Origin of the sequence: Aeromicrobium sp. Leaf350, from assembly GCF_916858655.1 — a bacterium.
GTDB lineage: Bacteria > Actinomycetota > Actinomycetes > Propionibacteriales > Nocardioidaceae > Aeromicrobium.
The window spans coordinates 1,107,101-1,130,004 of record NZ_CAKASL010000001.1 but is presented as its reverse complement, the minus strand read 5'-3'; the positions used below and the strand labels follow the sequence as shown (position 1 = coordinate 1,130,004).

General features: G+C 71.7%; 25 protein-coding genes and 2 tRNA genes. 10 read left to right on the top strand and 17 right to left on the bottom strand.

The window, feature by feature from the left end:
* Positions 1-1,677, bottom strand: coding sequence for a malto-oligosyltrehalose trehalohydrolase (treZ, locus tag LO931_RS05780; protein ID WP_229052328.1), 1,677 nt, complete (start codon positions 1,675-1,677; stop codon positions 1-3).
* Between the two features lie 157 nt (positions 1,678-1,834).
* Between treZ and LO931_RS05775 the strand changes: the two genes are divergently transcribed.
* Positions 1,835-2,044 (top strand): hypothetical protein, encoded by a 210-nt coding sequence (locus LO931_RS05775; protein WP_229052327.1) that lies wholly within the window; start codon positions 1,835-1,837, stop codon positions 2,042-2,044.
* A gap of 25 nt (positions 2,045-2,069) precedes the next feature.
* Here the strand turns inward: LO931_RS05775 and LO931_RS05770 are convergent, their stop codons facing one another.
* The 7 genes from LO931_RS05770 to LO931_RS05740 all read right to left on the bottom strand — a co-directional run bounded on the left by LO931_RS05770 (position 2,070) and on the right by LO931_RS05740 (position 6,094).
* Positions 2,070-2,606, bottom strand: coding sequence for a DinB family protein (locus tag LO931_RS05770; protein WP_229052326.1), 537 nt, complete (start codon positions 2,604-2,606; stop codon positions 2,070-2,072).
* A gap of 73 nt (positions 2,607-2,679) precedes the next feature.
* Entirely contained in the window at positions 2,680-3,255 is a 576-nt protein-coding gene (locus LO931_RS05765; RefSeq protein ID WP_229053093.1) for a class I SAM-dependent methyltransferase, read from the bottom strand.
* 80 nt (positions 3,256-3,335) lie between these two features.
* The gene (locus tag LO931_RS05760) at positions 3,336-3,641 is read right to left on the bottom strand and encodes a hypothetical protein (RefSeq protein ID WP_229052325.1); all 306 of its coding nucleotides are present in this window, start codon (positions 3,639-3,641) and stop codon (positions 3,336-3,338) included.
* A 171-nt stretch (positions 3,642-3,812) separates the two neighbouring features.
* Positions 3,813-3,886: transfer RNA gene (locus LO931_RS05755), tRNA-Phe, on the bottom strand.
* 71 nt (positions 3,887-3,957) lie between these two features.
* Positions 3,958-4,569 carry a malonic semialdehyde reductase gene (locus LO931_RS05750; RefSeq protein WP_229052324.1) on the bottom strand — a complete coding sequence of 204 codons (612 nt, stop codon included), beginning with the start codon at positions 4,567-4,569 and terminating at the stop codon, positions 3,958-3,960.
* A gap of 53 nt (positions 4,570-4,622) precedes the next feature.
* Entirely contained in the window at positions 4,623-5,921 is a 1,299-nt protein-coding gene (locus LO931_RS05745) for a DUF2786 domain-containing protein (protein WP_229052323.1), read from the bottom strand.
* 96 nt (positions 5,922-6,017) lie between these two features.
* Positions 6,018-6,094: transfer RNA gene (locus LO931_RS05740), tRNA-Asp, on the bottom strand.
* Positions 6,095-6,256: 162 nt separating this feature from the next.
* Here LO931_RS05740 and LO931_RS05735 point away from each other — a divergent pair.
* The 6 genes from LO931_RS05735 (at position 6,257) to LO931_RS05710 (ending at position 10,384) form a co-directional block, all read left to right on the top strand.
* The gene (locus tag LO931_RS05735) at positions 6,257-6,778 is read left to right on the top strand and encodes a cysteine dioxygenase family protein (RefSeq protein WP_229052322.1); all 522 of its coding nucleotides are present in this window, start codon (positions 6,257-6,259) and stop codon (positions 6,776-6,778) included.
* Complete coding sequence (locus tag LO931_RS05730) at positions 6,775-7,191, top strand: rhodanese-like domain-containing protein (protein ID WP_229052321.1); 417 nt, start codon at positions 6,775-6,777, stop codon at positions 7,189-7,191. Before LO931_RS05735 ends, LO931_RS05730 begins: the two co-directional genes overlap by 4 nt.
* A gap of 91 nt (positions 7,192-7,282) precedes the next feature.
* Positions 7,283-8,095 (top strand): ABC transporter ATP-binding protein, encoded by an 813-nt coding sequence (locus LO931_RS05725; RefSeq protein ID WP_229052320.1) that lies wholly within the window; start codon positions 7,283-7,285, stop codon positions 8,093-8,095.
* 10 nt (positions 8,096-8,105) lie between these two features.
* Positions 8,106-8,765 (top strand): ABC transporter permease, encoded by a 660-nt coding sequence (locus tag LO931_RS05720; protein ID WP_229052319.1) that lies wholly within the window; start codon positions 8,106-8,108, stop codon positions 8,763-8,765.
* On the top strand, positions 8,762-9,439 hold the full coding sequence (locus LO931_RS05715) for an ABC transporter permease (protein ID WP_229052318.1): 678 nt from the start codon (positions 8,762-8,764) through the stop codon (positions 9,437-9,439). Before LO931_RS05720 ends, LO931_RS05715 begins: the two co-directional genes overlap by 4 nt.
* A gap of 24 nt (positions 9,440-9,463) precedes the next feature.
* Entirely contained in the window at positions 9,464-10,384 is a 921-nt protein-coding gene (locus LO931_RS05710; RefSeq protein WP_229052317.1) for an ABC transporter substrate-binding protein, read from the top strand.
* A gap of 91 nt (positions 10,385-10,475) precedes the next feature.
* On the opposite strand, the gene LO931_RS05705 is transcribed toward LO931_RS05710, so the two are convergent.
* Together LO931_RS05705 and LO931_RS05700 are read right to left on the bottom strand one after the other, a co-directional pair.
* The gene (locus LO931_RS05705; protein ID WP_229052316.1) at positions 10,476-12,575 is read right to left on the bottom strand and encodes an MMPL family transporter; all 2,100 of its coding nucleotides are present in this window, start codon (positions 12,573-12,575) and stop codon (positions 10,476-10,478) included.
* The gene (locus tag LO931_RS05700; RefSeq protein WP_229052315.1) at positions 12,575-13,096 is read right to left on the bottom strand and encodes a TetR/AcrR family transcriptional regulator; all 522 of its coding nucleotides are present in this window, start codon (positions 13,094-13,096) and stop codon (positions 12,575-12,577) included. The genes LO931_RS05705 and LO931_RS05700 overlap by 1 nt, the downstream gene beginning before the upstream one ends.
* A 99-nt stretch (positions 13,097-13,195) precedes the next feature.
* On the opposite strand from LO931_RS05700, the gene LO931_RS05695 reads away from it, so the two are divergent.
* Positions 13,196-14,002, top strand: a complete 807-nt coding sequence (locus LO931_RS05695) for an alpha/beta fold hydrolase (protein WP_229052314.1) — start codon at positions 13,196-13,198, stop codon at positions 14,000-14,002.
* Between the two features lie 16 nt (positions 14,003-14,018).
* On the opposite strand, the gene gluQRS is transcribed toward LO931_RS05695, so the two are convergent.
* From gluQRS to LO931_RS05670, 5 genes are all read right to left on the bottom strand, one after another.
* Positions 14,019-14,897: a tRNA glutamyl-Q(34) synthetase GluQRS gene (gene gluQRS, locus LO931_RS05690; protein WP_229052313.1), complete on the bottom strand. Its 879-nt coding sequence runs from the start codon at positions 14,895-14,897 to the stop codon at positions 14,019-14,021.
* A 104-nt stretch (positions 14,898-15,001) separates the two neighbouring features.
* The gene (locus tag LO931_RS05685) at positions 15,002-15,205 is read right to left on the bottom strand and encodes a cold-shock protein (RefSeq protein ID WP_229052312.1); all 204 of its coding nucleotides are present in this window, start codon (positions 15,203-15,205) and stop codon (positions 15,002-15,004) included.
* A 209-nt stretch (positions 15,206-15,414) separates the two neighbouring features.
* Complete coding sequence (locus LO931_RS05680) at positions 15,415-17,301, bottom strand: biotin carboxylase N-terminal domain-containing protein (protein ID WP_229052311.1); 1,887 nt, start codon at positions 17,299-17,301, stop codon at positions 15,415-15,417.
* A 4-nt stretch (positions 17,302-17,305) separates the two neighbouring features.
* Positions 17,306-18,862: a carboxyl transferase domain-containing protein gene (locus LO931_RS05675; RefSeq protein WP_229052310.1), complete on the bottom strand. Its 1,557-nt coding sequence runs from the start codon at positions 18,860-18,862 to the stop codon at positions 17,306-17,308.
* 4 nt (positions 18,863-18,866) lie between these two features.
* Entirely contained in the window at positions 18,867-20,057 is a 1,191-nt protein-coding gene (locus tag LO931_RS05670) for an acyl-CoA dehydrogenase family protein (protein ID WP_229052309.1), read from the bottom strand.
* A gap of 92 nt (positions 20,058-20,149) precedes the next feature.
* Here LO931_RS05670 and LO931_RS05665 point away from each other — a divergent pair, with 92 nt between their 5' ends.
* Positions 20,150-20,728, top strand: a complete 579-nt coding sequence (locus LO931_RS05665; RefSeq protein WP_229052308.1) for a TetR/AcrR family transcriptional regulator — start codon at positions 20,150-20,152, stop codon at positions 20,726-20,728.
* A gap of 13 nt (positions 20,729-20,741) precedes the next feature.
* Here LO931_RS05665 and LO931_RS05660 read toward each other — a convergent pair whose 3' ends face one another.
* On the bottom strand, positions 20,742-21,158 hold the full coding sequence (locus LO931_RS05660) for a VOC family protein (RefSeq protein ID WP_229052307.1): 417 nt from the start codon (positions 21,156-21,158) through the stop codon (positions 20,742-20,744).
* A 117-nt stretch (positions 21,159-21,275) separates the two neighbouring features.
* Here LO931_RS05660 and LO931_RS05655 point away from each other — a divergent pair, with 117 nt between their 5' ends.
* Positions 21,276-22,058, top strand: a complete 783-nt coding sequence (locus LO931_RS05655) for an alpha/beta fold hydrolase (RefSeq protein ID WP_229052306.1) — start codon at positions 21,276-21,278, stop codon at positions 22,056-22,058.
* A 40-nt stretch (positions 22,059-22,098) separates the two neighbouring features.
* On the opposite strand, the gene LO931_RS05650 is transcribed toward LO931_RS05655, so the two are convergent.
* Positions 22,099-22,860, bottom strand: coding sequence for an enoyl-CoA hydratase/isomerase family protein (locus tag LO931_RS05650; RefSeq protein WP_229052305.1), 762 nt, complete (start codon positions 22,858-22,860; stop codon positions 22,099-22,101).
* Positions 22,861-22,904: the final 44 nt, after the last annotated feature.

The window sequence follows — 22,904 nt, the reverse complement described above, 5'->3', positions numbered from 1 at the left end:
TCACTCTGCCCCCGCCGTGGTCGGTCCGCCTCCCGAGAACGTCCAGACCACCTCGGAACCGCGGCGCACGGTCACGGCCTCCGCGTCGCGGTCGACCTCGACCGTGAACGGTCCGCGCTGCAGCGTCAGTCGCGAGCCGTCGTGCTCGACCTGGACCGCGGACAGGTCCGGGTCGCGCAGCTCGGGGTGCTCGCGGCGCAGCGCGACCAGGTCGCGGTAGGCGTCGAGGACCTGCCGGTGCGGGGGCTCGTCGATCTCGTCCCAGCGCAGCGTCGAGCGTTCGAGGGTGGCGACGTCCATCGGGTCGGGCACGTCCGACTCGCCCCAGCCGTGGCGACCGAACTCGCGCCGCCGGCCCGTGCGCACGGCCTCGGCCAGCTCGGGGTCCGGGAACGACGCGAAGAACTGCCAGGGGGTGCTCGCCGCCCACTCCTCGCCCATGAAGAGCATCGGCGTGAACGGTCCGAGCAGCACGACGGCCGCGCCGCACACCTGCCGGCCGGGCGTCGCGGTGGCCGACAGGCGGTCGCCGGTGGCCCGGTTGCCGACCTGGTCGTGGTCCTGCACGTAGGCCACGAACGCGGATCCGGGGGTCGTCGACCGGTCGACCTGTCGGCCGTGGGAGCGCTCCCGGAACGACGACCACGTGCCGTCGTGGAAGAAGGCGCCGCGCTGAGTGCGCGTGACGGCGTCGGGTGCGGCGAAGTCGGCGTAGTAGCCGGAGGTCTCGCCGGTCAGCCACACGTGGAGGGCGTGGTGCACGTCGTCGGCCCACTGGGCGTCCATCCCGAGTCCGTGCTCGCCGCGCGGGGTGACGGTGCGTGGGTCGTTGAGGTCGGACTCGGCGACGAGCGAGAGCGGACGTCCGAGTCGCTCGGACAGGTCGGCGGTCTGCGCGGCGAGCTCCTCGAGCAGCGTGAGCGCACGGGTGTCGCGCAGCGCGTGCACCGCGTCGAGCCGCAGCGCGTCGACGTGGAAGTGCTCGAACCAGTCGCGCGCGTTGTCGAGCACGTACCGGCGGACCTCGTCGGACTCGGGGCCGTCGAGGTTGAGCCCGGCACCCCAGTCGGTCGTCCCGGCGAAGAACGGCCCGAAGCGGTCGAGGTAGGCGCCCGAGGGACCCAGGTGGTTGTAGACGACGTCGAGCACCACGCCGAGCCCGCGCGCGTGGCAGGCGTCGACGAACCGCTTGAACCCGTCGGGTCCGCCGTAGGGCTCGTGCACCGCACCCCACAGCACGCCGTCGTAGCCCCAGCCGTACGGGCCGTCGAAGGCGTTGACGGGCAGCACCTCGACCAGGTCGACCCCGAGGTCGACGAGGTGGTCGAGCCGCTCGATCGCGCTGTCGAACGTGCGGCCCGGGGTGAACGTGCCGACGTGCAGCTCATGGACGACCGAGCCGCGCAGGGCGCGACCGGTCCAGCCGTCGTCGCTCCAGTCGAAGCGGTCGTGGTCGTAGCTGCGGGAGGCCTCGTGCACGCCGTTCGGCTGCCAGCGCGAGCGCGGGTCCGGCAGGGGCGTGTCGTCGTCGCCGAGCAGGAACGCGTAGTCGGATCCGTGGGCTGCGTCGACGTCGACCGACCACCACCCGCCGGGGTCGCGGGCGAGCTCGTGGTCCGCTCCGTCGACCCTCACCCGGACCCGCTCGAGCTCGGGGCACCACACGCGAATCGCCATGGTTCGAGGCTAGGTGCGGGCCCTCTGCGCCGCGACGTGAGCGGCTCGGCGAGACCGTGACGGACGTCACGGCGGGTCGATGCTGCGAAGTGGGGTCCGGCGGGGGAACCTGGCCCTCTGGGGGTCGTCGGCCGCCGGTTCGGGGACGAGGGGAACGATGCGGGAGACGCGAGAGCTCGGGCTGTTGCTGTGGGCAGGACTGTGGACGATTGCGGGGCTGACGGCCCTGTGCCTGGCGCTGGTGGGTGGGGGACTGCACCACCTGCTGATCGCCGTGGTGGCCGTGGTGCTGGCGTACGCACCGGTGCGGATCGACCAGGAGTTCGAGCAGCGTCGCCAGCGTCAGTCGGTGTCGGCAGGCGACTGACCCGGGCGGGTCGGACGGGGTGGGCTCAGCCCATGGACTTCCGGCCGTCGATCGTCTCGCGGATGATGTCGGCGTGGCCCGCGTGCTGGGAGATCTCGGCGACGAGGTGCACGAACGTGCGCCGGGCGGTCCACGACGCACCCGGTTCGAACCACGGCGCGGCCGGCAGCGGCTGCGTGGCGTCGAGGTCGACGGTGCGCACGAGCTCGTCCGTGCGGGCGGCGACCCGGCGGTGCTCGGCGACGGCTCCGGCCAGGGTCTTGCCCTCGGTGAGGCGGAACTGGTCCTGGTAGGCCAGCACCTCGGCGGGCGGGTCGGACCAGTCGACGTTCTCCCAGTCGACCTCGGGGCCGTCGGCCGGTCCGTCGGTCACGAACGAGAGCCACTCGGCCTCGGTGGCGGTGACGTGCTTGACGAGCCCGCCGAGCGAGAGCTCGCTCGCGGTCGGCGTGAGGCGGGCCTGCTCGTCGGTGAGTCCCTCGACGGTGCCGAGGAAGAGCTCACGGTGCTTGGCGAGGGCTTCCAGGAGGTCGGCGCGCTCGGCGCTCAGGTGTTCGCTCATGTCCCGAACCTACGCCCTGGCACCGACACTTTCGGGCCGGAATGACGGGCTCGGATCCGGGTCGGACCGGCGCTCAGCGGGTCGCCGAGAACCGGTACGCACCGGCGACGCCGAGCGGCTCGACGACGAGCTCACGCATCCCGAGGCGGCCCAGCTCGGCCACCAGGTCGTCGGCGGCGATCATCCGCACCTCCGAGCGGGTGAGGGTGTGCACCGCGCGGCTCAACCGCGAGTCCGGCAGGTCGTAGCCGACGAACCGGCCGCCCGGGCGGAGGACCCGCACGGCGTCCGCCACGACCCGCTCCCACTCGATCGTGTGGTGCAGCATGAGCCAGCTGCACACCGTGTCGAACGTGGCGTCCTCGTACGGCAGCCCCGTGGCGTCGACCTGACGCGCCTCGGCCCGCTCGCCGAGGTCGGCGAGCTGGCGTGACGCGAGCTCGACCATCGCCGGGTCGACGTCCGTCGCCACGTAGCGCGTGACGTCGCGCCGCGCCCGCAGCACCTCGACCGCCATCGCGCCGCTGCCGCACCCGATCTCCAGCACGCGTGGCCCGACCGGACCCTCCAGCACGCGCGGCACCACGAGACGGCGTGCCGCGACCCGCCACATCGGCGTGCGGCAGAAGACGGACTCCAGGTCGGACATCCTGGCCACGGTCGCGCCTTCTCTCGTCGGGTGCCTCGAGCATGGCAGCCCCGCGGTGCAGCGCGAGCGATCGGGGCGGGTCAGTCCCCGAGGGTCCAGCGCTCGGCGAACTCGTCGGCGCTGAGCGCCTCCAGGTCGCCGCGGACGTCGTCGAGCAGGATCGCGGTCTCCTCGCTGCCCGTGACCGGCAGTCGCAGCACCTCGGAGGCGTCGTCGATGCGGCGCACCACGACGTCGCCGAACGACGGCTCGTCGAGGACGCCCAGGGCCGCGCCGATCATCCGCGTCGGCCAGCGCAGCCAGTCGAGGCGGCGGCGGTCGGCAGGAGGGGTCTCGAGCGCGGCGACGTAGACCTCTCGTGCCGGGCGTTCCACCGTGTCGTGCATGCATCCTCCTGCGGCCCTCGGAAACTCCCATCGTGCCTCGTGGCGCGAACGACGGCATCCCGAGCACCGCCCGAGCCTGGGGGGACCCCCAGGCTGCGCCGGTCCGCCCCCGGCCCTTCTCACGTCATGACGAAAGCCCCCGCACAGAACGCGGGGGCTTTCGTCATGACGTGGCCAGGGCCGGGGTCGAACCGGCGACCTACCGCTTTTCAGGCGGTCGCTCGTACCAACTGAGCTACCTGGCCGTGCCCGCCTCGCGGCGAGCGACCGCCACTCTACTCGATGGCCGGCGGGGCGAACGAATCGGTGCGCGGGCTCAGACCACGCGGATCGCGTCGTCGGCCGAGATCCGGGGGAGCCGGTCGAACCAGGCGTTCTCGCCCGGGTGGCCGATGTTGACCACGAGCTGGCTCTTCCACGTCGTGCCCGCGAAGAACTCCGCGTCGACGCCGTCCTTGTCGAAGCCTGACTGGGGTCCGGCCGCCAGGCCGGCGGCACGCAGGCCGATGATGAAGTAGGCCGTCTGCAGGGCCGCGTTGTAGATCGCGTTCCGCTCACGGGACGCGTCGTCCTTGAACCAGTCGCGGGCCCCGGGGGAGTGCGGGAAGTGCTCGGGCAGGCGCTCGTGGAAGTCGGTGTCGGCGGCGACGACGGCCACCAGCGGGGCAGCCGCCGTCTTGGCGCTGTTGCTGCCCGACATGTGGGGGATCAGGCGGTCGCGCCCGGGCCCCTGCTCGACCAGGAGCAGGCGGACCGGCTGGCTGTTCGCCGCCGTGGGACCGAGCTTGATCAGCTCGAACACCTCGCGCACCTGCTCGACCGAGACGGGCTCGTCGGTCCACGTGTTGGCCGTGCGGGCCTCACGGAACAGCAGGTCGAGCGTGGTGTCGTCGAGGACGAAGGCGTCGGAGGTCGTGGAGGTGCTCATACCCCCGTCCAACGTCGACGGGCGCGAGGCTCATTCCCGCGGGCAGCCCGGGCTCAGGCCGAGATGACCTTCTGGCTGCCCAGTCGCGCCTGGTCGGCGGCGGCGCGACCCCGGGACGTCGACCGGGCGTCGTCGACGACGGTGCTGCCCTTCCAGGTGCCGGAGACTCCGTGCTGCCGCGCCATGGAGGCGTAGTAGTCGTCGACCTCGACCTCCTTGGCCAGCAGCGCCAGAGCCTTCGTGCCGGGGCGCTCGGGGGCGGGGGCGCCCGGTTCACCACCGACGCCGGAGATCGCCCGCGCCGCGCGGTTGGCCTCGTGGAGCCGTTGGCCGATGCGGCTGGTCCAGCCCGCGTAGAAGGCGGCCCGGGCCGTGCGTCCGTGCACGGGGCGGTGCGCCCCGGAACGGATGTAGGCGTCGGCGTCGGCGACCATCTGCACCGCGAGGGACACGTAGAGCACCCGGGTCACCTCGATGTCGCTCGCGAAGCCGTAGAGGGTGACTCCCGTGTTGTCGCCCCGGATGCTGCACCGCAGGTCGTTGGCACGGGCGATGGCCAGCACCAGGTTGATGAAGCGGACGTTCGAGGGCTGGCCGCGGTGCCCGAGCCGGATGCTCTCGAACGTGGGGGTGCGCTCCGCGGCCCCCCGCTCGTGGGCCGCCCGGGCGACCGCGAGCTCGATCGAGTGCACCGAGGCGAGCTCCTGGGCCTTCGAGAAGAAGGCCTCGCGCTCGGCCTCGGTGGTGGCGCCCTCGGCGTGCCGGAGCAGCTTGCCGACCTTCTCGAGCATGCCGTCGTCGGCGCCCTGCCGGCGGTCGAGCCCGACCTGGTCGTACGCCTCGCGCAGCATGGCGGCGACCTGGACCCAGCCGAGGTCCTCCAGCAGCTGCACGAAGGTGGCCCGGAAGCCCTCGCCGTGGACGTCGATGATCGCGCCGTCGACCCCGGTGTTCAGGTGGTGGGCCAGCTCGTGGAGCACCACGAACCCGCGCAGCGCCCACGCCCCGCCCCGCTCGCGCTGGGGGAGGCGGATCAGGCCGTCGCTGTAGGTCGCCTTCTTCCAGCCCGCATGGGCCACCACGCGGACCGGCTTCTTCTCGCGGCCGCGGTAGCCGGAGCCGTACTGGCGCGACAGGCCCTGCAGGCGATCCATGACCTTCTCGACGAACTGGGCGACCTCGGCCGGTCGACTGAAGCGGGGCTCGACCTCGGGGGTGTACGTGGCCTGCTGGCAGCGTCCGTCGCGGCGGGTCGTGACCTGCACCTGGCCGGTCTCGGGCGAGACGGCGTCGAGCCACGCCGTGACCATGTCCTCGGCGGCGTACGTGGTGCTGCGGTCCGGGTCACTCATGTCCAGAAGGCTGCCAGAGCCCACCGACACGAGGGCCCGGCGGACGGGGGCGAAGACGACGACAGCCCACACCGTGGTGGTGTGGGCTGTCGTTCATGGCGACCCCGACGGGACTCGAACCCGCGACCTCCGCCGTGACAGGGCGGCGCGCTAACCAACTGCGCCACGGGGCCTCATGCATGCGGCGAACCGCGGGGGCAACATTAGCCCATGGGGTCGGCCGGGATCAAAACGACCCCCTCGTGAACGGGGCACCTCGTCGGCGTGGACGTGGACACCCGTCCCACGATGCGGGACGGCCCCCGAGATCGCCGCGAAAAGGTTTCGATGGGGCCATGTCCGTCCGCCGCGTCACCGCACCCGCTCTCAGCCTCGCCGAGCTGGTCGACCTCACCCAGGAGGTCGCCGACGAGGTGCGTCGCGGCTGTCACGAGGTGCACGCGGACTCCGACGACCGCTGGCACGTGCGCCTGCGCCGCGACGACAACGTCGACGTGTGGCTCATCAGCTGGACGACCGACCAGGGCACGCAGCTGCACGACCACGGCGGTTCGTCGGGTGCGTACACCGTGGTCGAGGGCGAGCTCAGCGAGGCCGTCTGGACCCCGGGCGCCCAGGAGCTGCGCGAGACCTCCCGCACCTCGGGCGACACCGTCGTGTTCGGCGAGCACTACGTGCACGACGTGCGCAACGTCGAGTCGCGCACCGCGGTCAGCGTGCACGCCTACTCGCCGCCGCTGTCGCAGATGAACTACTACGACGCCGAGAACGGCCAGCTCGTCAAGCTGGCGTCCGCCTGGACCGACGACCCGGAGGCACCCGCGCCGGCCGCCGTCACCCAGCGGCACGCCTCGTGAGCGGCCCGTTCGAGTCCGTCGACGCGCTCCTGGAGCACGCCCGCAGCTCGATCAGCCGCTACACGCCGGCCGAGGCGGCGCGGCTCGTCGCCGACGGCGCGCTCCTGGTCGACATCCGGCCGGCCTGGCAGCGCGAGGACGACGGCGAGGTCCCGGGCTCGTTGATCGTGGAGCGCAACCACCTGGAGTGGCGCCTGCACCCCGAGTCGGGTGCGGCGCTGCCGCAGGCGGCTCACGACCAGCAGTGGATCGTGCTCTGCACGGAGGGCTACACGTCGTCGCTCGCCGCGGCCGCGCTCACGTCCCTCGGCCTCCGCGCGGGTGACCTCGAGGGTGGTCTGTACGGCTGGCGCGACGCGGGCCTGCCCGTCGTGCCGGGCGCCACCCCGATCGAGCAGGTCGTCCGGGCGTGAGTCTTCCAGTTGCCAGCGTGGTCCGGCGACCACAGAATGTCCGGGACCGTCGAACCCGTGGGTTCGCCCCACCGGCGTCTGTGAGGCCTGCATGATCGAGTACCGATCCGTCGGCAAGACCTTCTCCGGCGGCAACGCGGCCGTCGCGGACTTCGACCTGGTGATCCCGTCGCACACCACGACGGTGTTCGTCGGGTCCTCCGGCTGCGGCAAGACGACGCTGCTGCGCATGGTCAACCGCATGGTGGAGCCCACCAGCGGCCAGGTGCTGATCGACGACGTCGACGTCGCGTCGCGCAACCCCGTCGAGCTGCGCCGCAGCATCGGCTACGTCATGCAGGCCTCCGGGCTCCTGCCGCACCGCTCGGTCCTCGACAACGTCGGTACCGTGCTGCGCCTGCAGGGCGTCAGTCGTGCCGAGACGCGACGTCGTTCGCTCGAGCTCATGGAGACCGTCGGGCTCGACACGGCGTTGGCCGACCGTTACCCGCACCAGCTCTCGGGCGGTCAGCAGCAGCGCGTGGGCGTGGCGCGTGCGCTCGTGACCGACCCCAACATCCTGCTGATGGACGAGCCGTTCGGCGCGGTCGACCCGATCGTGCGCGACGAGCTGCAGGCCGAGCTGCTGCGCCTCCAGCGTGAGCTCGGCAAGACCATCGTGTTCGTGACCCACGACATCGACGAGGCGTTCCTGCTCGGTGACCAGGTCGTGATCCTCGCCAAGGGTGGCCAGCGGGCCCAGGTCGGCACGCCGGCCGACATCCTGGCGGCGCCCGCGAACGACTTCGTGCGCAGCTTCGTCGGCCTGGACAAGGGCGGTCGCGAGCTGCACGTCGAGGAGCGCGACGGCGTGCAGGTCGTGGTCGACGCCCAGGGCCGCGCCACCGGCGTGCTCAAGGGATGAGCCTGTCGGCATGAGGTGGATCGGCAACAACACCGACCTGATCCTCGGGTACCTCGCGAGCCACGTGTGGCTCAGCATCGTCCCGACGGTCCTGGGCTTCCTGCTCGCGCTGCCGATCGGGTGGTGGGCCAACCGCGTGCCGGCGGTCCGGGGCGTGGTGCTGAGCGTCGGCAACGTGCTCTACACGATTCCGTCGCTCGCGTTCATCCTGATCCTCCCGGGCGTGATCGGCACCGGCTTCCTCGATCCGCTCAACATCGTCATCGCCCTGACGGTGTACGCCGTGGCCGTCATGGCCCGCTTCGCGTCGGACGGCTTCGCATCGGTGTCGCCGGCGGTGCTCGACTCCGCCCGCGCCAGCGGCTTCGGTGCGGCGGGGCTCGCCCTGCGGGTCGAGCTGCCGCTCGCGGGGCCCGTGCTGCTCGCGGGCCTGCGGGTCGTGTCGGTCAGCACCGTGAGCCTGGTCAGCGTCGGGGCGCTCGCCGGCGTCGACAACCTCGGCCGGCTGTTCACCGAGGGCGTGTTCACCGGCAACACCGCCGAGATCCTCACGGGCATCGTGCTCGTCGTGGCCCTGGCCCTGGTGCTCGACCTCCTCCTCGTGATCGCCGGCCGGGCGCTGCTGCCGTGGTCCGCGGGTGCCCGTCGTGTGCGGGGAGGGGTCGCATGAGCGTCGCCTCGGACTCCTGGGACTGGCTCACCGACTCCGCGAACTGGAGCGGGGACGCCGGCATCCCGCACCGCACCCTCGAGCACCTGCAGTACACGGGTCTCACGATCGCGATCGCCGCGGTCATCGCGATCCCGCTCGGTCTCTACATCGGCCATACCGGTCGGTTCCGTGGGTTGGCGGTCGCCTCGACCGGGGCGCTGCGCGCGCTGCCGACGCTCGGCGTGCTGACCCTCGTCTCGCTCAACACCGGCATCAACCTGACCGCCACGCTCGTCGCGCTCGTGCTGCTGGCCATCCCGCCGCTGCTCGCGGGGGCGTACGCCGGTCTCGAGTCCGTCGACCCGGCCACGGTCGACGCCGCCCGAGCCGTCGGCATGACCCACTGGCAGGTGCTCTGGCGGGTCGAGGTGCCGCTGGCGTTCCCCCTGCTCGTCGGTGGCTTCCGATCGGCGACGCTGCAGGTCATCGCCACCGCGACGATCGCGCCGCAGGTGCCGGGCCCGGGCGGGCTGGGCGTCTACCTGCTCGGCGGGCTCGCCGTCGGCGACTACCCGCGCGTCGTGGGAGGTGCGGTCATCGTGATCGTGCTGGCCCTCGTCGTCGACCTGCTGTTCGCGGTCGTCCAACGACTCACCACACGCCGACGCGTCTCGACCCCCGATCGCGTCTGACCGAGAGAAGAAGAAGGAACCACCATGTCCCGTTCCCGTACCCCCTTGCGACGGATCACGGCTCTCGCCGCCGTCTCGGTGCTCGGCCTCGGTCTCGCCGCCTGTGGCGGTGACCCCACCGAGGGCGAGGCCGCCGCGTCCGACACGATCGTCGTCGGTTCCGCGAGCTTCCCCGAGGCCCAGATCATCGCCGAGATCTACGTCCAGGCGCTCGACGCCGAGGGCATCAAGGTCGAGAGCAAGACCGGCTCCGGCCCGCGCGAGACGTACATCCCCGCGCTGACCAACGGCGAGCTCGACCTCGTGCCCGAGTACAGCGGCAACCTGCTGTCCTACCTCGACCCGGAGGCCACGGCCACCGGACCCGACGAGATCGTCACGGCGCTCGCCGATGCGGCCCCCGACGGCTACGAGGTCCTGGACCCGGCGCCGGCCGAGGACAAGGACTCGCTCAACGTCACCCCGGAGTTCGCCGAGGCCAACGGCCTGACGACGATCGCCGACCTCTCCAAGGTGCCCGGCTTCTCGCTCGGCGCCAACCCGGAGTTCGCCGAGCGCGACTACGGCATCCCGGGGCTGGAGTCGGTCTACGGACTCACGGGCATCGAGTTCGTCTCGATCCCGGACGGCGGCGGTCCCGAGACCCTGCAGTCGCTGCTGTCGGGTGACATCGACGTCGCCGACATCTACTCGACGACGCCGTCGATCGTCGAGAACGACCTGGTGACGCTCGAGGACCCCGAGAACCTCATCGCGGCGCAGAACATCATCCCGCTCATCAACTCCGACAAGGCGACCGACGAGGTCAAGGAGATCCTCAACAAGGTCTCCGCGGAGCTGACGACCGAGGACCTGCTGGACCTCAACGCGCAGAACCAGGGTCCGGACAAGACCGCGCCCAAGGACCTGGCCAAGCAGTGGCTGACCGACAAGGGCTTCCTCTGAGCTGAGCCTCTGAGCTGGGCCACCGAGATGTGTGGACTTCCGCCCCTTTTTTCCGCGAGGAGTGGGGCGGAAGTCCACACATCTGGTGGTTTCAGCCCTCGCTCAGGCCGATCTTGTCGTGCAGGCGACGCAGCGGCCTCGGGGCCCACCAGTTGGCCTTGCCGAGCATCGCCATGAGCGAGGGCACGAGGAAGGCCCGCACGATCGTCGCGTCGATCAGCACCGCAGCCGCGACGCCCACCCCGAGCTGCTTGATGAACACGACCTCGCTGGTGGCGAAGGCCCCGAGGGCGATCGCGAACAGCACGGCGGCTGCCGTGACGATGCGCCCGGTGCGCTGCAGGCCGAGCGCGACGGCCTCCCGGTCGCTGGCGCCCGCGTCGCGGGCCTCCTTGATGCGCGTGAGGAGGAAGACCGCGTAGTCGGTCGAGAGCCCGAAGACGAGCGCGAAGATCAGGACCGGCTGGGTCGAGTTCAGCGCTCCGACGCTGGTGAAGCCCAGCAGGTCCTCCAGGTGGCCCCACTGGAAGATCATCACGAGCAGGCCGAACGTGGCGCTCACGGTCAGCAGGTTCATCAGCAGCGCCTTGACGGGCAGGACGACCGAGCCGGTCATCAGGAACAGCGTCACGAACGTCAGCAGCCCGAGGATCAGCAGGGCCAACGGGATGCGGTCGGCGATCGTCGCGAGCTGGTCGACGTGGTCGGCTGCGGTGCCGCCCACCAGTACCTCGCCGGGCGCGTCGAGCGCACGGATGTCGTCGACGAGCGCCTTGCTCTGCTGGTCGAGGGGCGCGCCGGTGGTGAGCACGTCGAGCTGCCACAGGTCGTCGCCGAGGTAGCGCGGCGGCACGACCGACGCGACGCCGTCGAGCCCCTCGAGCTGGCGCGCCCACGACTCGACCTGCGCGCCCTCACCCTCCTCGGCCGTGACGGCGACCAGGACCGGTGAGGAGTCGGCGTCGGTGAACTCGGTGCGGAGCGTGTCGTCGACGACCCGTGCGGAGGCGCTCTCGGGGAGCACGCCCGAGTCGACCCCCGTGAAGCTGACGTTCAGGAACGGGGCTCCGACGCCCAGCAGGACGACGGTGGCGACGACGGCGGTCGCGACCCGGAAGCGCATGACGAACTGGGAGAGGCAGTACCAGAACCCGCGGTGGTCCGGGTCCGCCTCGGCCTCGCCGGCCCGCTTCCAGCGCGCGGGGGCGAGGGCGTTCACTCGGAGCTGGAGCACGGCGAAGATCGCGGGCAGGACGACGAGGCTGACGGCGGCTGCCATCAGGGCGACCAGGACCACGCCGACCCCCATGGAGTACAGGAAGCGCAGCGGGAAGACGAGCAGGGACAGGCCGGCCCCGGCGATCGTGACGGCGGAGTAGAACACCGTCCGGCCGGCCGTGGCGACGGTGCGTCGCACGGCCTCGGCCCCTGGTCCGACCCGCACGAGCTCCTCCCGGAACCGGGAGACCATGAACAACGAGTAGTCGATCGCCAGGCCGAGACCGAGGCCGGTGATGAGGTTCAGGGCGAAGACCGACATCTCCAGGCCCTCGTTGACGCCGCGCAGCACGAGCATCGAGCCGATGATCGTCAGCCCGCCGACCAGCAGCGGCAGCAGCGCCGCGACGGCCGACCGGAACACGAGCAGGGCGGCCACGAACAGGAGGGGGAACGCGAGGAGCTCGGCGGTGACCAGGTCGTGCTCGACCTGGTCGTTGACCTGCTGGAACGCGACCGCGGCACCGCCGACGGTGGCCCCGTCGATGCGGGCCAGCTCGTCCCGCAGGTGCTCGGTGGCGAGGTCGCCGTCGGCCTCGGCGGCGTAGGTGACGGCGTAGAAGGTGCGCTCGCCGTCGTCGGAGACGAACGGCGGCCCTGCCTCGGTTCCACCGGCCACCTGCCCCACGGCCTCGTCGCGGTCCAGGACCTCCAGGAGCGCCGCCTGCGCGTCGGTGTCGTCGGTGTCGACGAGCACCACGACGGAGGGGGTGGCGTCCAGGCCGCTGGCCTCGGCGACACGGTCGAGCGCGACCGAGCTGTCCGAGCTGGTGTCGGAGAACGAGTCGGTGTCGCTGTTGAGCAGGCCGGTCACGGGACCGCCGACCACGGCGGCCACCACGACGAAGACGCCGGTCACGGCGAGCACGCGCCACGGTCGGGTGGTGGCGAGGCGTGCGAGTGCGTCGATCATCAGAACTCCTCGAGGGTCTCGAGCGGGTTGCCGTACAGGTCGGGGAGGTCGAGGGCGCCGAGGATCGTCATGAGCATGCCGTAGGACATGAACCGCCGGACCTCGTCGGGCGACGCGCCGCTGAGCTCGGCCACGTCGGCCCAGATCGCGCGGTACGTGCGCTGCGCGACCTCCTTGATGTCCGGGTCGGACGCCGCGGCCCACGTGTGCAGCTGGCAGCGGAGGTCGTTCGGGTCCTGCTCCAGGAGGGCGAGGTAGGCCGTGCCCATCGCCACCAGGGGGCTGGTGCCCTCGGAGCGCTGCTCCACGGCCTCGCGGAACAGGGTCCGGATGCCGTCGGTGTGGTACTCGATCGCGGCGGTGATGAGCTCGGCCTTCGTGCCGAAGAGGCGGAAGAGGTAGGGCTGGCTGATGCCCGCGCGCTCCGCGATGACCTCGGTCGAGGTCGCGTGCATGCCGGATCGGCCGTACTCGAGGATCGCGGCCTGCAGGATCGCCTCTCGGCGGTCGTCGGCGCTCATGCGAGGTGACATGCTCGACAAGTTAGTGATGACTCACAAACCACGTCAAGACCGGACGGACTATGGACATCGTGTGACCCAGACGACACGCTGCACCTCATGCCTCTCATCGACGCTAACGGGACCCGCATCCACGTCACCGACTCCGGCGGCGACGGACCCGCCGTCGTCTTCGGCCACGGCCTGCTGTTCAGCGGGTGGATGTTCGCCGCGCAGGTGGAGGCACTGCAGGGGCGGTACCGCTGTGTCACGGTCGACTGGCGTGGGCAGGGGCAGAGCCCGCCCGCCGTCTCGGGCGGGTACGACATGGACACGCTGACCGACGACCTGCTCGGGGTGCTCGACGCCCTCGGGCTCGACGCGGTGCACTACGTCGGGCTGTCGATGGGCGGGTTCGTGGGCATGCGGCTCGCGGCGCGGCACCCCGAGAAGGTCCTGTCGCTCACGCTGCTCGACACGAGTGCCGGCCCGGAGGACCCCGACAAGGTCTCGCGGTACCGGCTGCTCGCCCGGGTCTACCGGCTCTTCGGCATGGGTGTCGTCGCGAAGAAGGTCGAGCCGATCATGTTCGCGCCCGGCTACGGCGACGAGCCGGCCGAGCGGGCGCTGATCGAGGAGTGGATGAGTCAGCTCAGGAAGGTCACCCGGTCGGGCATGCAGCAGGCGATCTACGGGGTGACCGACCGCGACCCGATCCTGGCCGAGATCGGGTCGATCACGGCGCCGACCCTCGTGGCCACGGGTGAGCACGACGTCGCGACCCCGGTCATGAAGGCCGAGGTGATCGCGGCGGCCATCCCGGGCGCGCGGCTCGTGGTGATCCCCGGGGCGGGGCACTCCAGCACGATCGAGCGGCCGGGTGCCGTGAGCGACCTGATCGAGCAGCACCTGGTCACGCACGGGTAGGGCCGAAGCGGCCTCCTCAGCCGAGGGCGGGTGGGCGCACGACCCACGGCTCCCGCGGCAGACCCTCGGGATCGAGCTCGTCGAGCCAGTCCTGCGGGCCCGCCCCTCGGAAGCCGAGCGATCCGCCGATCATCGCCAGCACGTCGACCCCTGCGTCGCGGAGCTCAGTGAGCGTGACGGCACCGTCGCGCTTCGCCAGCCGCGCGCCGTCGGCGTTCAGCGCCAGCGGGACGTGCGCGTACGACGGCACCGGCAGGTCGAGCAGAGTGGCGAGGTAGGCCTGGCGTGGCGCCGACGTCAGCAGGTCGTCACCGCGGACGACCTGGTCGACTCCCTGGTGCGCGTCGTCGAGCACGACCGTGAGGTTGTAGGCCGGCACGCCGTCGCCACGGCGCAGCACGAGGTCGTCGACGTCGGCGGTGACGTCACCGTGCAGCTCGTCGCGCACGGTCCAGGAGTCGACGTCGGCGCGCAGCCGGACGGCCGCCGGTCGCTCGCGTCGCCGGTCCTCCCGCTCGGCCTCGGTGAGGTCGCGGCACGTGCCGGGGTAGGCGCCGGGCGGGCGGTGCGGGGCGGACGGTGCCTCCAGCACCTCGCGCCGCGTGCAGAAGCACTCGAAGGTGAGCCCGGCGTCGGTCAGCCGCGCGACCGCCTGGGCATGGGCGTCGACGCGGGAGCTCTGCCAGAGCACGGGTCCGTCCCAGTCGAGGCCCAGCGTGGCAAGGTCCGCGAGCTGGCGCTCGGCCGCACCCTCGCGCACGCGGTCCAGGTCGTCGACCCGCATCAGGAAGTCGCGGCCCGACGACCGCGCGAACAGCCACGCGAGCACCGCGGTGCGCAGGTTGCCGACGTGCAGGTCGCCCGAGGGCGACGGGGCGTAGCGGCCGGCGGACATGCCCTCAGTCTGACGGTGGTCCGTCGCAGGCATCAGGGTGGGGAAAGGCGAACGCCCCGCCCGCTCGATGAGCGGACGGGGCGTTGCGGTGAAGCTGGGTCAGATCAGAGCGCGCGGATGTTCGCGGCCTGCAGGCCCTTCTGGCCCTGCTCGACCTCGAACTCGACCTTCTGGTTCTCGTCGAGCGAGCGGTAGCCCGAGCCCTGGATCTGCTTGAAGTGGGCGAACAGGTCCTCGCCGCCGTCGTCGGGGGCGATGAAGCCGTAGCCCTTCTCAGCGTTGAACCACTTCACGGTTCCGGTAGCCATAGTTTTCTCCTTCGGTTCTGCGCACGCATGGATTGCGGGCGACTGAGTCGCGACGCATCATCAACCGAGGAGTCAAACTGAGGACCGCGCGAACGCGATCCGGTCAATCACCTACTGGCACAACAAACGCCTACAACACGACAAGCGTAGCGCACGGGTGCAGGGAGGCGCACTGGGCCGCGCGGTGAACACTCGGAGACGTTCGGACGTCAGTCCTCGTCGGCTGCGTCCACCTGGAAGAGCAGGGCGCCGAGGCTGACCTGGTCACCTGCGGCGGCGCCGACGTGCGAGACGGTTCCGGCGTAGGGGGCCTGGAGCGCCAGCTCCATCTTCATCGCCTCGATCCGTCCGAGGACCTCCCCCTCGTGCACCTCTTGCCCCGCCGCGACGAGGACCTCGACCACGGTCCCGTGCATCGGGGCGACGACGCTGCCGTCGGTCGGTGCGGCACCGGCGTCCGCGGTCGGGTCGGGGATGCGGAACTCGTGCTGCTGCCCCTGCGCGACGACCTCGATGCCGTGGCGTCCGAGACGCACGTGGGCGACGACGTCACGGGCGTCGATCCGCGCGCGGACCCGGGTGACCTCAGGCCCGACGGCCCGCTCGAGCGGTCGTACCGGCACGCCGTCGACCGTGCCGGCGACGAGGTCGACCTCGAGGTCACGGTCGAGGCTGATGCGCAGCGGCGCCGACGCGCCTGCGGAGCGGTACCCGTCGGCAGCGAACGGGCCGTCGTCGGCGGCGCGATGGGTGGTGGCCTGGGTCCACGCCGCGATCGTGCGGGCGTCGTCGACCGACGGCGGTTCGACCCGGTTGCGGTCCAGCCAGGCGGTGTCGATCGTGGCGTCCGCGAAGGCCGGGAGGTCGACGAGGGCGCGGAGGAATCCGGTGTTGGTCGTGAGGCCCAGGATCACGGCCTCGTCCAGGGCCGCCACGAGGTCGCGCCGGGCCGACTCGCGGTCGGGACCGTGGGCGATGATCTTGCCGAGCATCGGGTCGTAGGCCGTCGAGACGGTCTGCCCGGACTCCAGGGCGTGATCGACCCGCACCCCGGTCGGCCAGGCGACGTGCGTGGCCGTGCCGGCCTGCGGCAGGTAGCCGCCGAACGCGTCCTCGGCGTAGACGCGCGCCTCGATCGCGCTGCCGTCGCGACGCACCTCCTCCTGGGTGATCGTCAGGGGGCGGCCCGCGGCGACCTCGAGCTGCAGGGCCACGAGGTCGAGGCCCGTGATGGCCTCGGTGACGGGGTGCTCGACCTGCAGGCGGGTGTTCATCTCGAGGAAGTAGAACTCGCCCGTCGCGTTGTCGAGCAGGAACTCGACCGTGCCGGCTCCGACGTACCCGACCTCGCGGGCGAGGTCGACCGCCGACCGGGTGAGTCGCGTCCGGGTCTCCTCGTCGATGGTGGGAGCCGGGGCCTCCTCGAGCACCTTCTGGTGGCGCCGCTGGGTCGAGCAGTCGCGCTCCCACAGGTGCAGCACGGTGCCGTGCGCGTCGGCCATGACCTGCACCTCGAGATGCCGGCCCGACTCCACGTACTTCTCCACGAGGAGGGTGTCGTCGCCGAAGGAGCTCGCGGCCTCGCGTCGGGCCGCTGCCGCGCCCTCGGCGAAGTCCGCGGCGGAGCGCACGACCCGCATGCCCTTGCCGCCGCCACCGGCCGCGGCCTTGACCAGCACCGGGTAGGCGAACGTCTCCGGGTCGGCGGCGAGCTCGTAGGACGGGACGACCGGGACGCCGGCCGCGACGGCCACCTTGCGGGCGGCGTCCTTGCGGCCCATCTGCTCCATCACGAGCGCGCTGGGTCCGGCCAGGGCGACGCCGGCCGCCTCCAGGGCCGCGGCGAGCTCGGCGCGCTCGGACAGGAAGCCGTACCCGGGGTGCACGATGTCGGCCCGGGTGGCGACGGCTGCCGCGACGATGGCGTCGACGTCGAGGTAGCTGTCGACCTGCACGGCGGCGTCGGCCGCTCGCACGTGCGGAGCAGCGGAGTCGACCTCGGTGTGGATCGCGATGGTGCGCAGGCCCATCGCGTGGGCCGTGCGGAACACGCGGAGCGCGATCTCGCCGCGGTTGGCGACCAGCACTGTCGTCATGTCGTCACATCCTGAAGACGCCGTAGGAGGGCGGGGGGACGGGCGCGTTGGCCGCCGTCGCGAGTCCGAGGCCGAGGACGCGCCGGGTGTCGGCCGGGTCGATCACGCCGTCGTCCCAGAGGCGCGCCGTGGAGTAGTAGGCCGAGCCCTGGGTCTCGTACTGCTCGCGGATCGGGGCCTTGAACGCCTCGATCTCCTCGTCGGTCTCCAGGTCCGAGCGCACCGTCGCGAGGACCGAGGCAGCCTGCTCGCCGCCCATCACCGAGATGCGCGCGTTGGGCCACATCCACAGGAAGCGAGGGTCGTAGGCGCGACCGCACATGCCGTAGTTGCCGGCCCCGAACGAGCCGCCGATCACGACGGTGAACTTCGGCACGACCGAGCAGGCGACGGCCGTCACGAGCTTCGCGCCGTCCTTGGCGATGCCGCGGTTCTCGTACTCGCGTCCGACCATGAACCCCGTGACGTTCTGCAGGAACACCAGGGGGACGCCGCGCTGGTTGCACAGCTCGATGAAGTGCGCACCCTTGAGCGCTGACTCGCTGAAGAGGATGCCGTTGTTCGCGACGATGCCGACCGGGAAGCCGTGGATGCGCGCGAAGCCGCACACGAGCGTCTCGCCGTAGAGCTGCTTGAACTCCTGGAAGCGGGAGCCGTCGACGACGCGGCGGATCACGTCGCGCACGTCGTACGGCGTGCGGGCGTCGGCGGGCACGACGTCCGACAGGTCCGAGGCGTCCACGAGCGGGTCCTCGGCCGGTGCCGCGACGAGCGAGCCCGCCGTGGGCCGCTCGAACGTGCCGACGATGCCGCGCACGATGTCGAGCGCGTGGGCGTCGTCGTTCGCGAGGTGGTCGACCACGCCGGAGGTGCGGGCGTGCACGTCGCCGCCGCCGAGCTCCTCGGCCGTCACGACCTCGCCGGTCGCGGCCTTCACGAGGGGCGGTCCGCCGAGGAAGATCGTCCCCTGGTCCTTGACGATCACGGTCTCGTCCGACATCGCCGGGACGTAGGCGCCGCCTGCGGTGCAGGAGCCCATCACGGCCGCGATCTGCGGCACGCCCTGGGCCGACATCTGCGCCTGGTTGAAGAAGATGCGCCCGAAGTGCTCCCGGTCGGGGAACACCTCGTCCTGCAGCGGCAGGAACGCGCCGCCGCTGTCGACCAGGGCGATGCAGGGCAGGCGGTTCTGCGCGGCGATCATCTGGGCGCGCAGGTGCTTCTTGACCGTCAGCGGGAAGTACGTGCCGCCCTTCACGGTGGCGTCGTTCGCGATGACCATGACCTCGCGACCGGAGACGCGACCGATGCCGGTCACGATGCCCGCGCTCGGCACGGCGAAGTCGTCGCCGTCCTCGCCGTACAGGCCGTGCGCGGCCAGAGGGCTGAGCTCGAGGAAGGGGCTGCCCGGGTCGAGCAGTCGGTCGACGCGGTCGCGCACGAGCAGCTTGCCCTGGTCGGTGTGCCGGGCGCGGGCCGACTCGCTGCCACCGGCGCGCCCGTCGCGCACGCGGGCCAGGTGCGCGTGCAGCTGGGCGGTGTGGTCCGCGAGGCTCGTCATCGGATCACTCGACCGGAAGGCCGAGGCCGCGGGCGATCAGCATGCGCTGGACCTCGCTCGTGCCCTCGCCGATCTCGAGGATCTTGGCGTCGCGGTAGAAGCGCGCCACGGGGTACTCCTCCATGAAGCCGTAGCCGCCGAAGACCTGCGTCGCGATGCGGGTCGCGGTCACGGCCGACTCGGTGGCGTAGAGCTTCGCGATCGAGGCGGCGTGCTTGAACTCGGCCGCCGTCGGAGCGCCGGAGGCGCCTCGGGTCATCGCGTCCTTCATCGCCGCGGCCCGGTAGGTCAGCAGGCGGGACGCCTGGAGCATGACCTCGACGTCGGCGATCTGGAAGGCCACGCCCTGCTTGCGTCCGATGGGTCCGCCGAAGGTCTGGCGCTGGCCGGCGTACTCGACCGACAGGTCGACGCAGGCCTGCAGCAGGCCGACCGCGAGCGCGGCGATCGCGACGCGGCCGTCGTCGAGGGTGCTGAGGAACTGCGCGTAGCCGCGGCCGCGCTCGCCGAGCAGGTGGTCCTGCGGCACACGGCAGTCGGTGAAGGAGAGCGGATGCGTGTCCACCATGTGCCAGCCGAGCTTGTCGTAGGAGGGCTCGACGAGGAAGCCGGGCGTGCCGGCGGGGATGACGACGGTCGAGATCTCGGCGGAGCCGTTCTCGCGCTGGCCCGTGCGTGCGGTGACGGTCACGAGCGAGGTGATGGGGGAGCCGGAGTTGGTGATGAACTGCTTGGCGCCGTTGACGACCCACTCGTCGCCGTCGAGCTCGGCGCGCGTGCGTGTGGCGCCCGCGTCGGACCCGGCGCCGGGCTCGGTCAGGCCGAAGCCGGCCAGGGCGCGGCCGGCGACCAGGTCGGGGAGCCAGCGCTCCTGCTGCTCGGGCGTGCCGAACGTGAGGATCGGGTTGATCCCGAGCCCGACCGCGGCCTCGAGGGTGACGCCCAGGGACTGGTCGACCCGGCCGATCTCCTCGATCGCCAGGCACAGCGACACGAAGTCGCCGTCGTCGCCCGCGCCACCGAGCGACTCCGGGGACGTCAGGCCCATCAGGCCGAGGTCGCCCATCGCGTGCACGATCTCCACGGGGTACTGGTGGTCGTGGTCCCACTGCGCGACGTTCGGCGCGATCTCCTTCTCGGCGAAGTCACGCACGACGGCACGGAAGGCCCCGTGCTCACGACTCAGGTCCAGCATGGCGCTCCCGGGATCAGGGGTGGTTAACGGTCGTTAACTCCTGTAGGTTAACCCGCATTAACCGACCTGGCAACTGACCGAGGAACCCTGCCGTGACCGAATCGACGCGAGTCCCGCTGGTGGGAGGCCGCCGCCGGCAGATCGTCGAGGTGGCCGCCGGGCTGTTTGCCGAACGAGGTTTCCACGGGGTCTCGATGCACGAGATCGGCGAGGCCGTCGGCACGTCGGGACCCGCGCTCTACAAGCACTTCGCGGGCAAGGAGGCCCTGCTCGGGGCGATGCTGGTCGACATCTCCGAGCGCCTGCTCGCCGAGGGTCGCCGACGCGCCGAGGAGGCGCGGCCGGAGGGTCCTCGCGCCGAGCTGGCCGCGCTGATCCGCTGGCACGTCGAGTTCGCGTTGACGGAGCCCGCACTCATCACGGTGCAGTTCCGCGACCTCGCCAGTCTCGGAGTCGACGACCGCGCCACCGTGCGACGGCTGCAGCGCCGCTACGTCGAGATCTGGACGGCGGCGATCCAGGCCGCCACGGGCACGGATGCCGCCCATGCGCGGTCGTCGGCCCACGCGGTCTTCGGGCTCATCAACTCGACGCCGCACAGCGCCCGCCTCGACACGACCGAGATGGCCACGCTGCTGGAGCGGATGGCGGGCGCCGCGCTGATGGGCTGACGCGGCGGGCGGCTCAGCTGGCGGTCAGCTCGAGCGCGATGTTGTCGGGGTCGCGGAACTCCAGGATCGACATGGGGCCGACGTCCTTGATGTCCTCGTGGGCGACGCCCAGCTCGTCGAGCACGGCCACGGCCTGCTCGAGGGCGGCGCGGTCGGGAACGGCGAAGCTGACGTGGTCGAGCCCCGTGCGGTCCTCGTCGAAGGTGTCGTGTCCCGGAGCGACCGGGCGCAGCCCCAGCAGGCCGCCGGCGAAGGAGTAGATCACGCCGCCGAAGAGGAAGGAGAGCTCCTCCTTGGTCTGCTCGTCAGGGTTCTCCGGCAGCTCGAAGGCCACGTCGAAGCCGAACACCGCGTCGTAGAAGGCGCGCGAGACCTCGATGTCGCTCACGGTGAGGCGCACGTGGCTGAAGTCGGTCACGGAGACGGGCATGGGACGTCCTGTTCATCGGGGAAGCGGGCTCCTCACCGTGACACGGGAGTGCTCGGACCGCCGGGTGACTGGGGACGTTCTCAGGTTCGCGCCCGGAGACGTACCTACGATGACGCCATGGGCACCGTGACCTCAGCCGACGGATCCGTCATCTCCTTCGACGAGCTGGGCGAGGGATCTCCTGTCGTCCTGCTGCCGGGTGCGTTGTGCACGCGCGGCGTCACGCGGCCCTTGGCCGACCTGCTGGCCGCGTCGCACCGCGTCGTGAACGTGGACCGGCGCGGACGAGGCGACAGCACCGACGACAGCGGTGACCCGTGGTCCGTGGAGCGGGAGCTGGAGGACGTCGCGGCCATCCTCGCGGCGACGGGTCCTGCGGCCGTCTACGGGCACTCCTCCGGTGCCGGACTCGCGATCCGGTGCGTGCTCGCGGGTCTGCCGATCACGCAGCTCGTGGTCCACGACGCGCCGTACAACCTCGACGAGTCACAGGTCCTCGACTCGCAGCACTACAGGGCGGGCCTTCTCGCGCTGCTGCGTGCCGGGCGGGACGCCGAGGCCGTCGCGCAGTTCCTCTCCGGCGTGGGAGTGCCTCCGGAGCAGGCCGCCGAGACCGGTCGCCATCTCGCGTCGGTGGCGCCCACGCTCGCGTACGACAGCGCCGCCATGGGTGACGCGCAGGGCGGTCTGGCCCCCCTGGCGAGCCTCAGGTCGGTCGCGGTGCCCACGACCGTGCTCGCGGGGACCGCCGGTGCGCCGTTCTTCGTCGAGGTCGCCCGCCAGGTCGTCGAGGCCGTCCCGGGCGCCCACCTGGTGCTGGTCGAAGGTCACGGTCATGACGCTCCCGCGGACGCGGTGGCACCTCTGGTGCGTGACGCCCTCGAGCGCGACCTGACCTGAAGCCTGTCCCCGAACGCTGGCGGTGGGGACGTGCCGTCGGTCAGCGGCCGCGCTCGACGAACGCGGTGATGAGCTGCTGGGCCTCGTCGGTGCCCACGCGCTCGGCGATCGTGCGGCCCTCCTCGTCGCCGGCCTCGCTCCGGGAGACCGACCACGAGGTGCGGACCAGTCGTCGCGCCTCGCCGAGCGCCGCGGAGGCGCTGCCGGCGACCGTCGCGGCGATCTCCCGCGCCCGGGTGAGGGGGTCCTCGTCGACGACCTCGGTGACGAGGCCCCAGTCGAGGGCGGTCGGTGCGTCGAGCACGCGGCCGTTGACGAGCAGGTCGAGGGCCCGGACCTGCCCGACCGCCCGGGGGAGCAGCCACGAGAGGCCGATGTCCGGGGTCAGCCCGATGCCGGCGTAGGCGGTGACGAACTTCGTGGAACGGCCCGCGACGATGACGTCCGCCCCGAGCATGACGCTCAGGCCCGCGCCCGCTGCCGCGCCCTGCACGGCCACCACCGTCACGACGGGGAGTGCGGCGAACCGCTGCATGGCCCCGTCGAGCACGTCCGCCAGCTCGCGGATGTAGGCCTGCGGGTCGTCGGCGGCCTGGAAGCTCGCCACGTCGCCGCCCGCGCAGAACCGCTTGCCGGCACCGCTCAGGACGACGACCCGCACGTCTGACGACGCCGCGATCTGGTCGACAGCAGCGGCAAAGGCGGTGGCGGTCGGCAGGTCGAAGGAGTTCGCCGACTCCGGACGGTTCAGGGTCAGGTGGGCGATGCCGTCACTGATGGCCAGCTCGACGTTCTCGGACATGGGGACTCCTCGAGTCGTGATCGGGTGCTCCGGCGCGGTGGCTG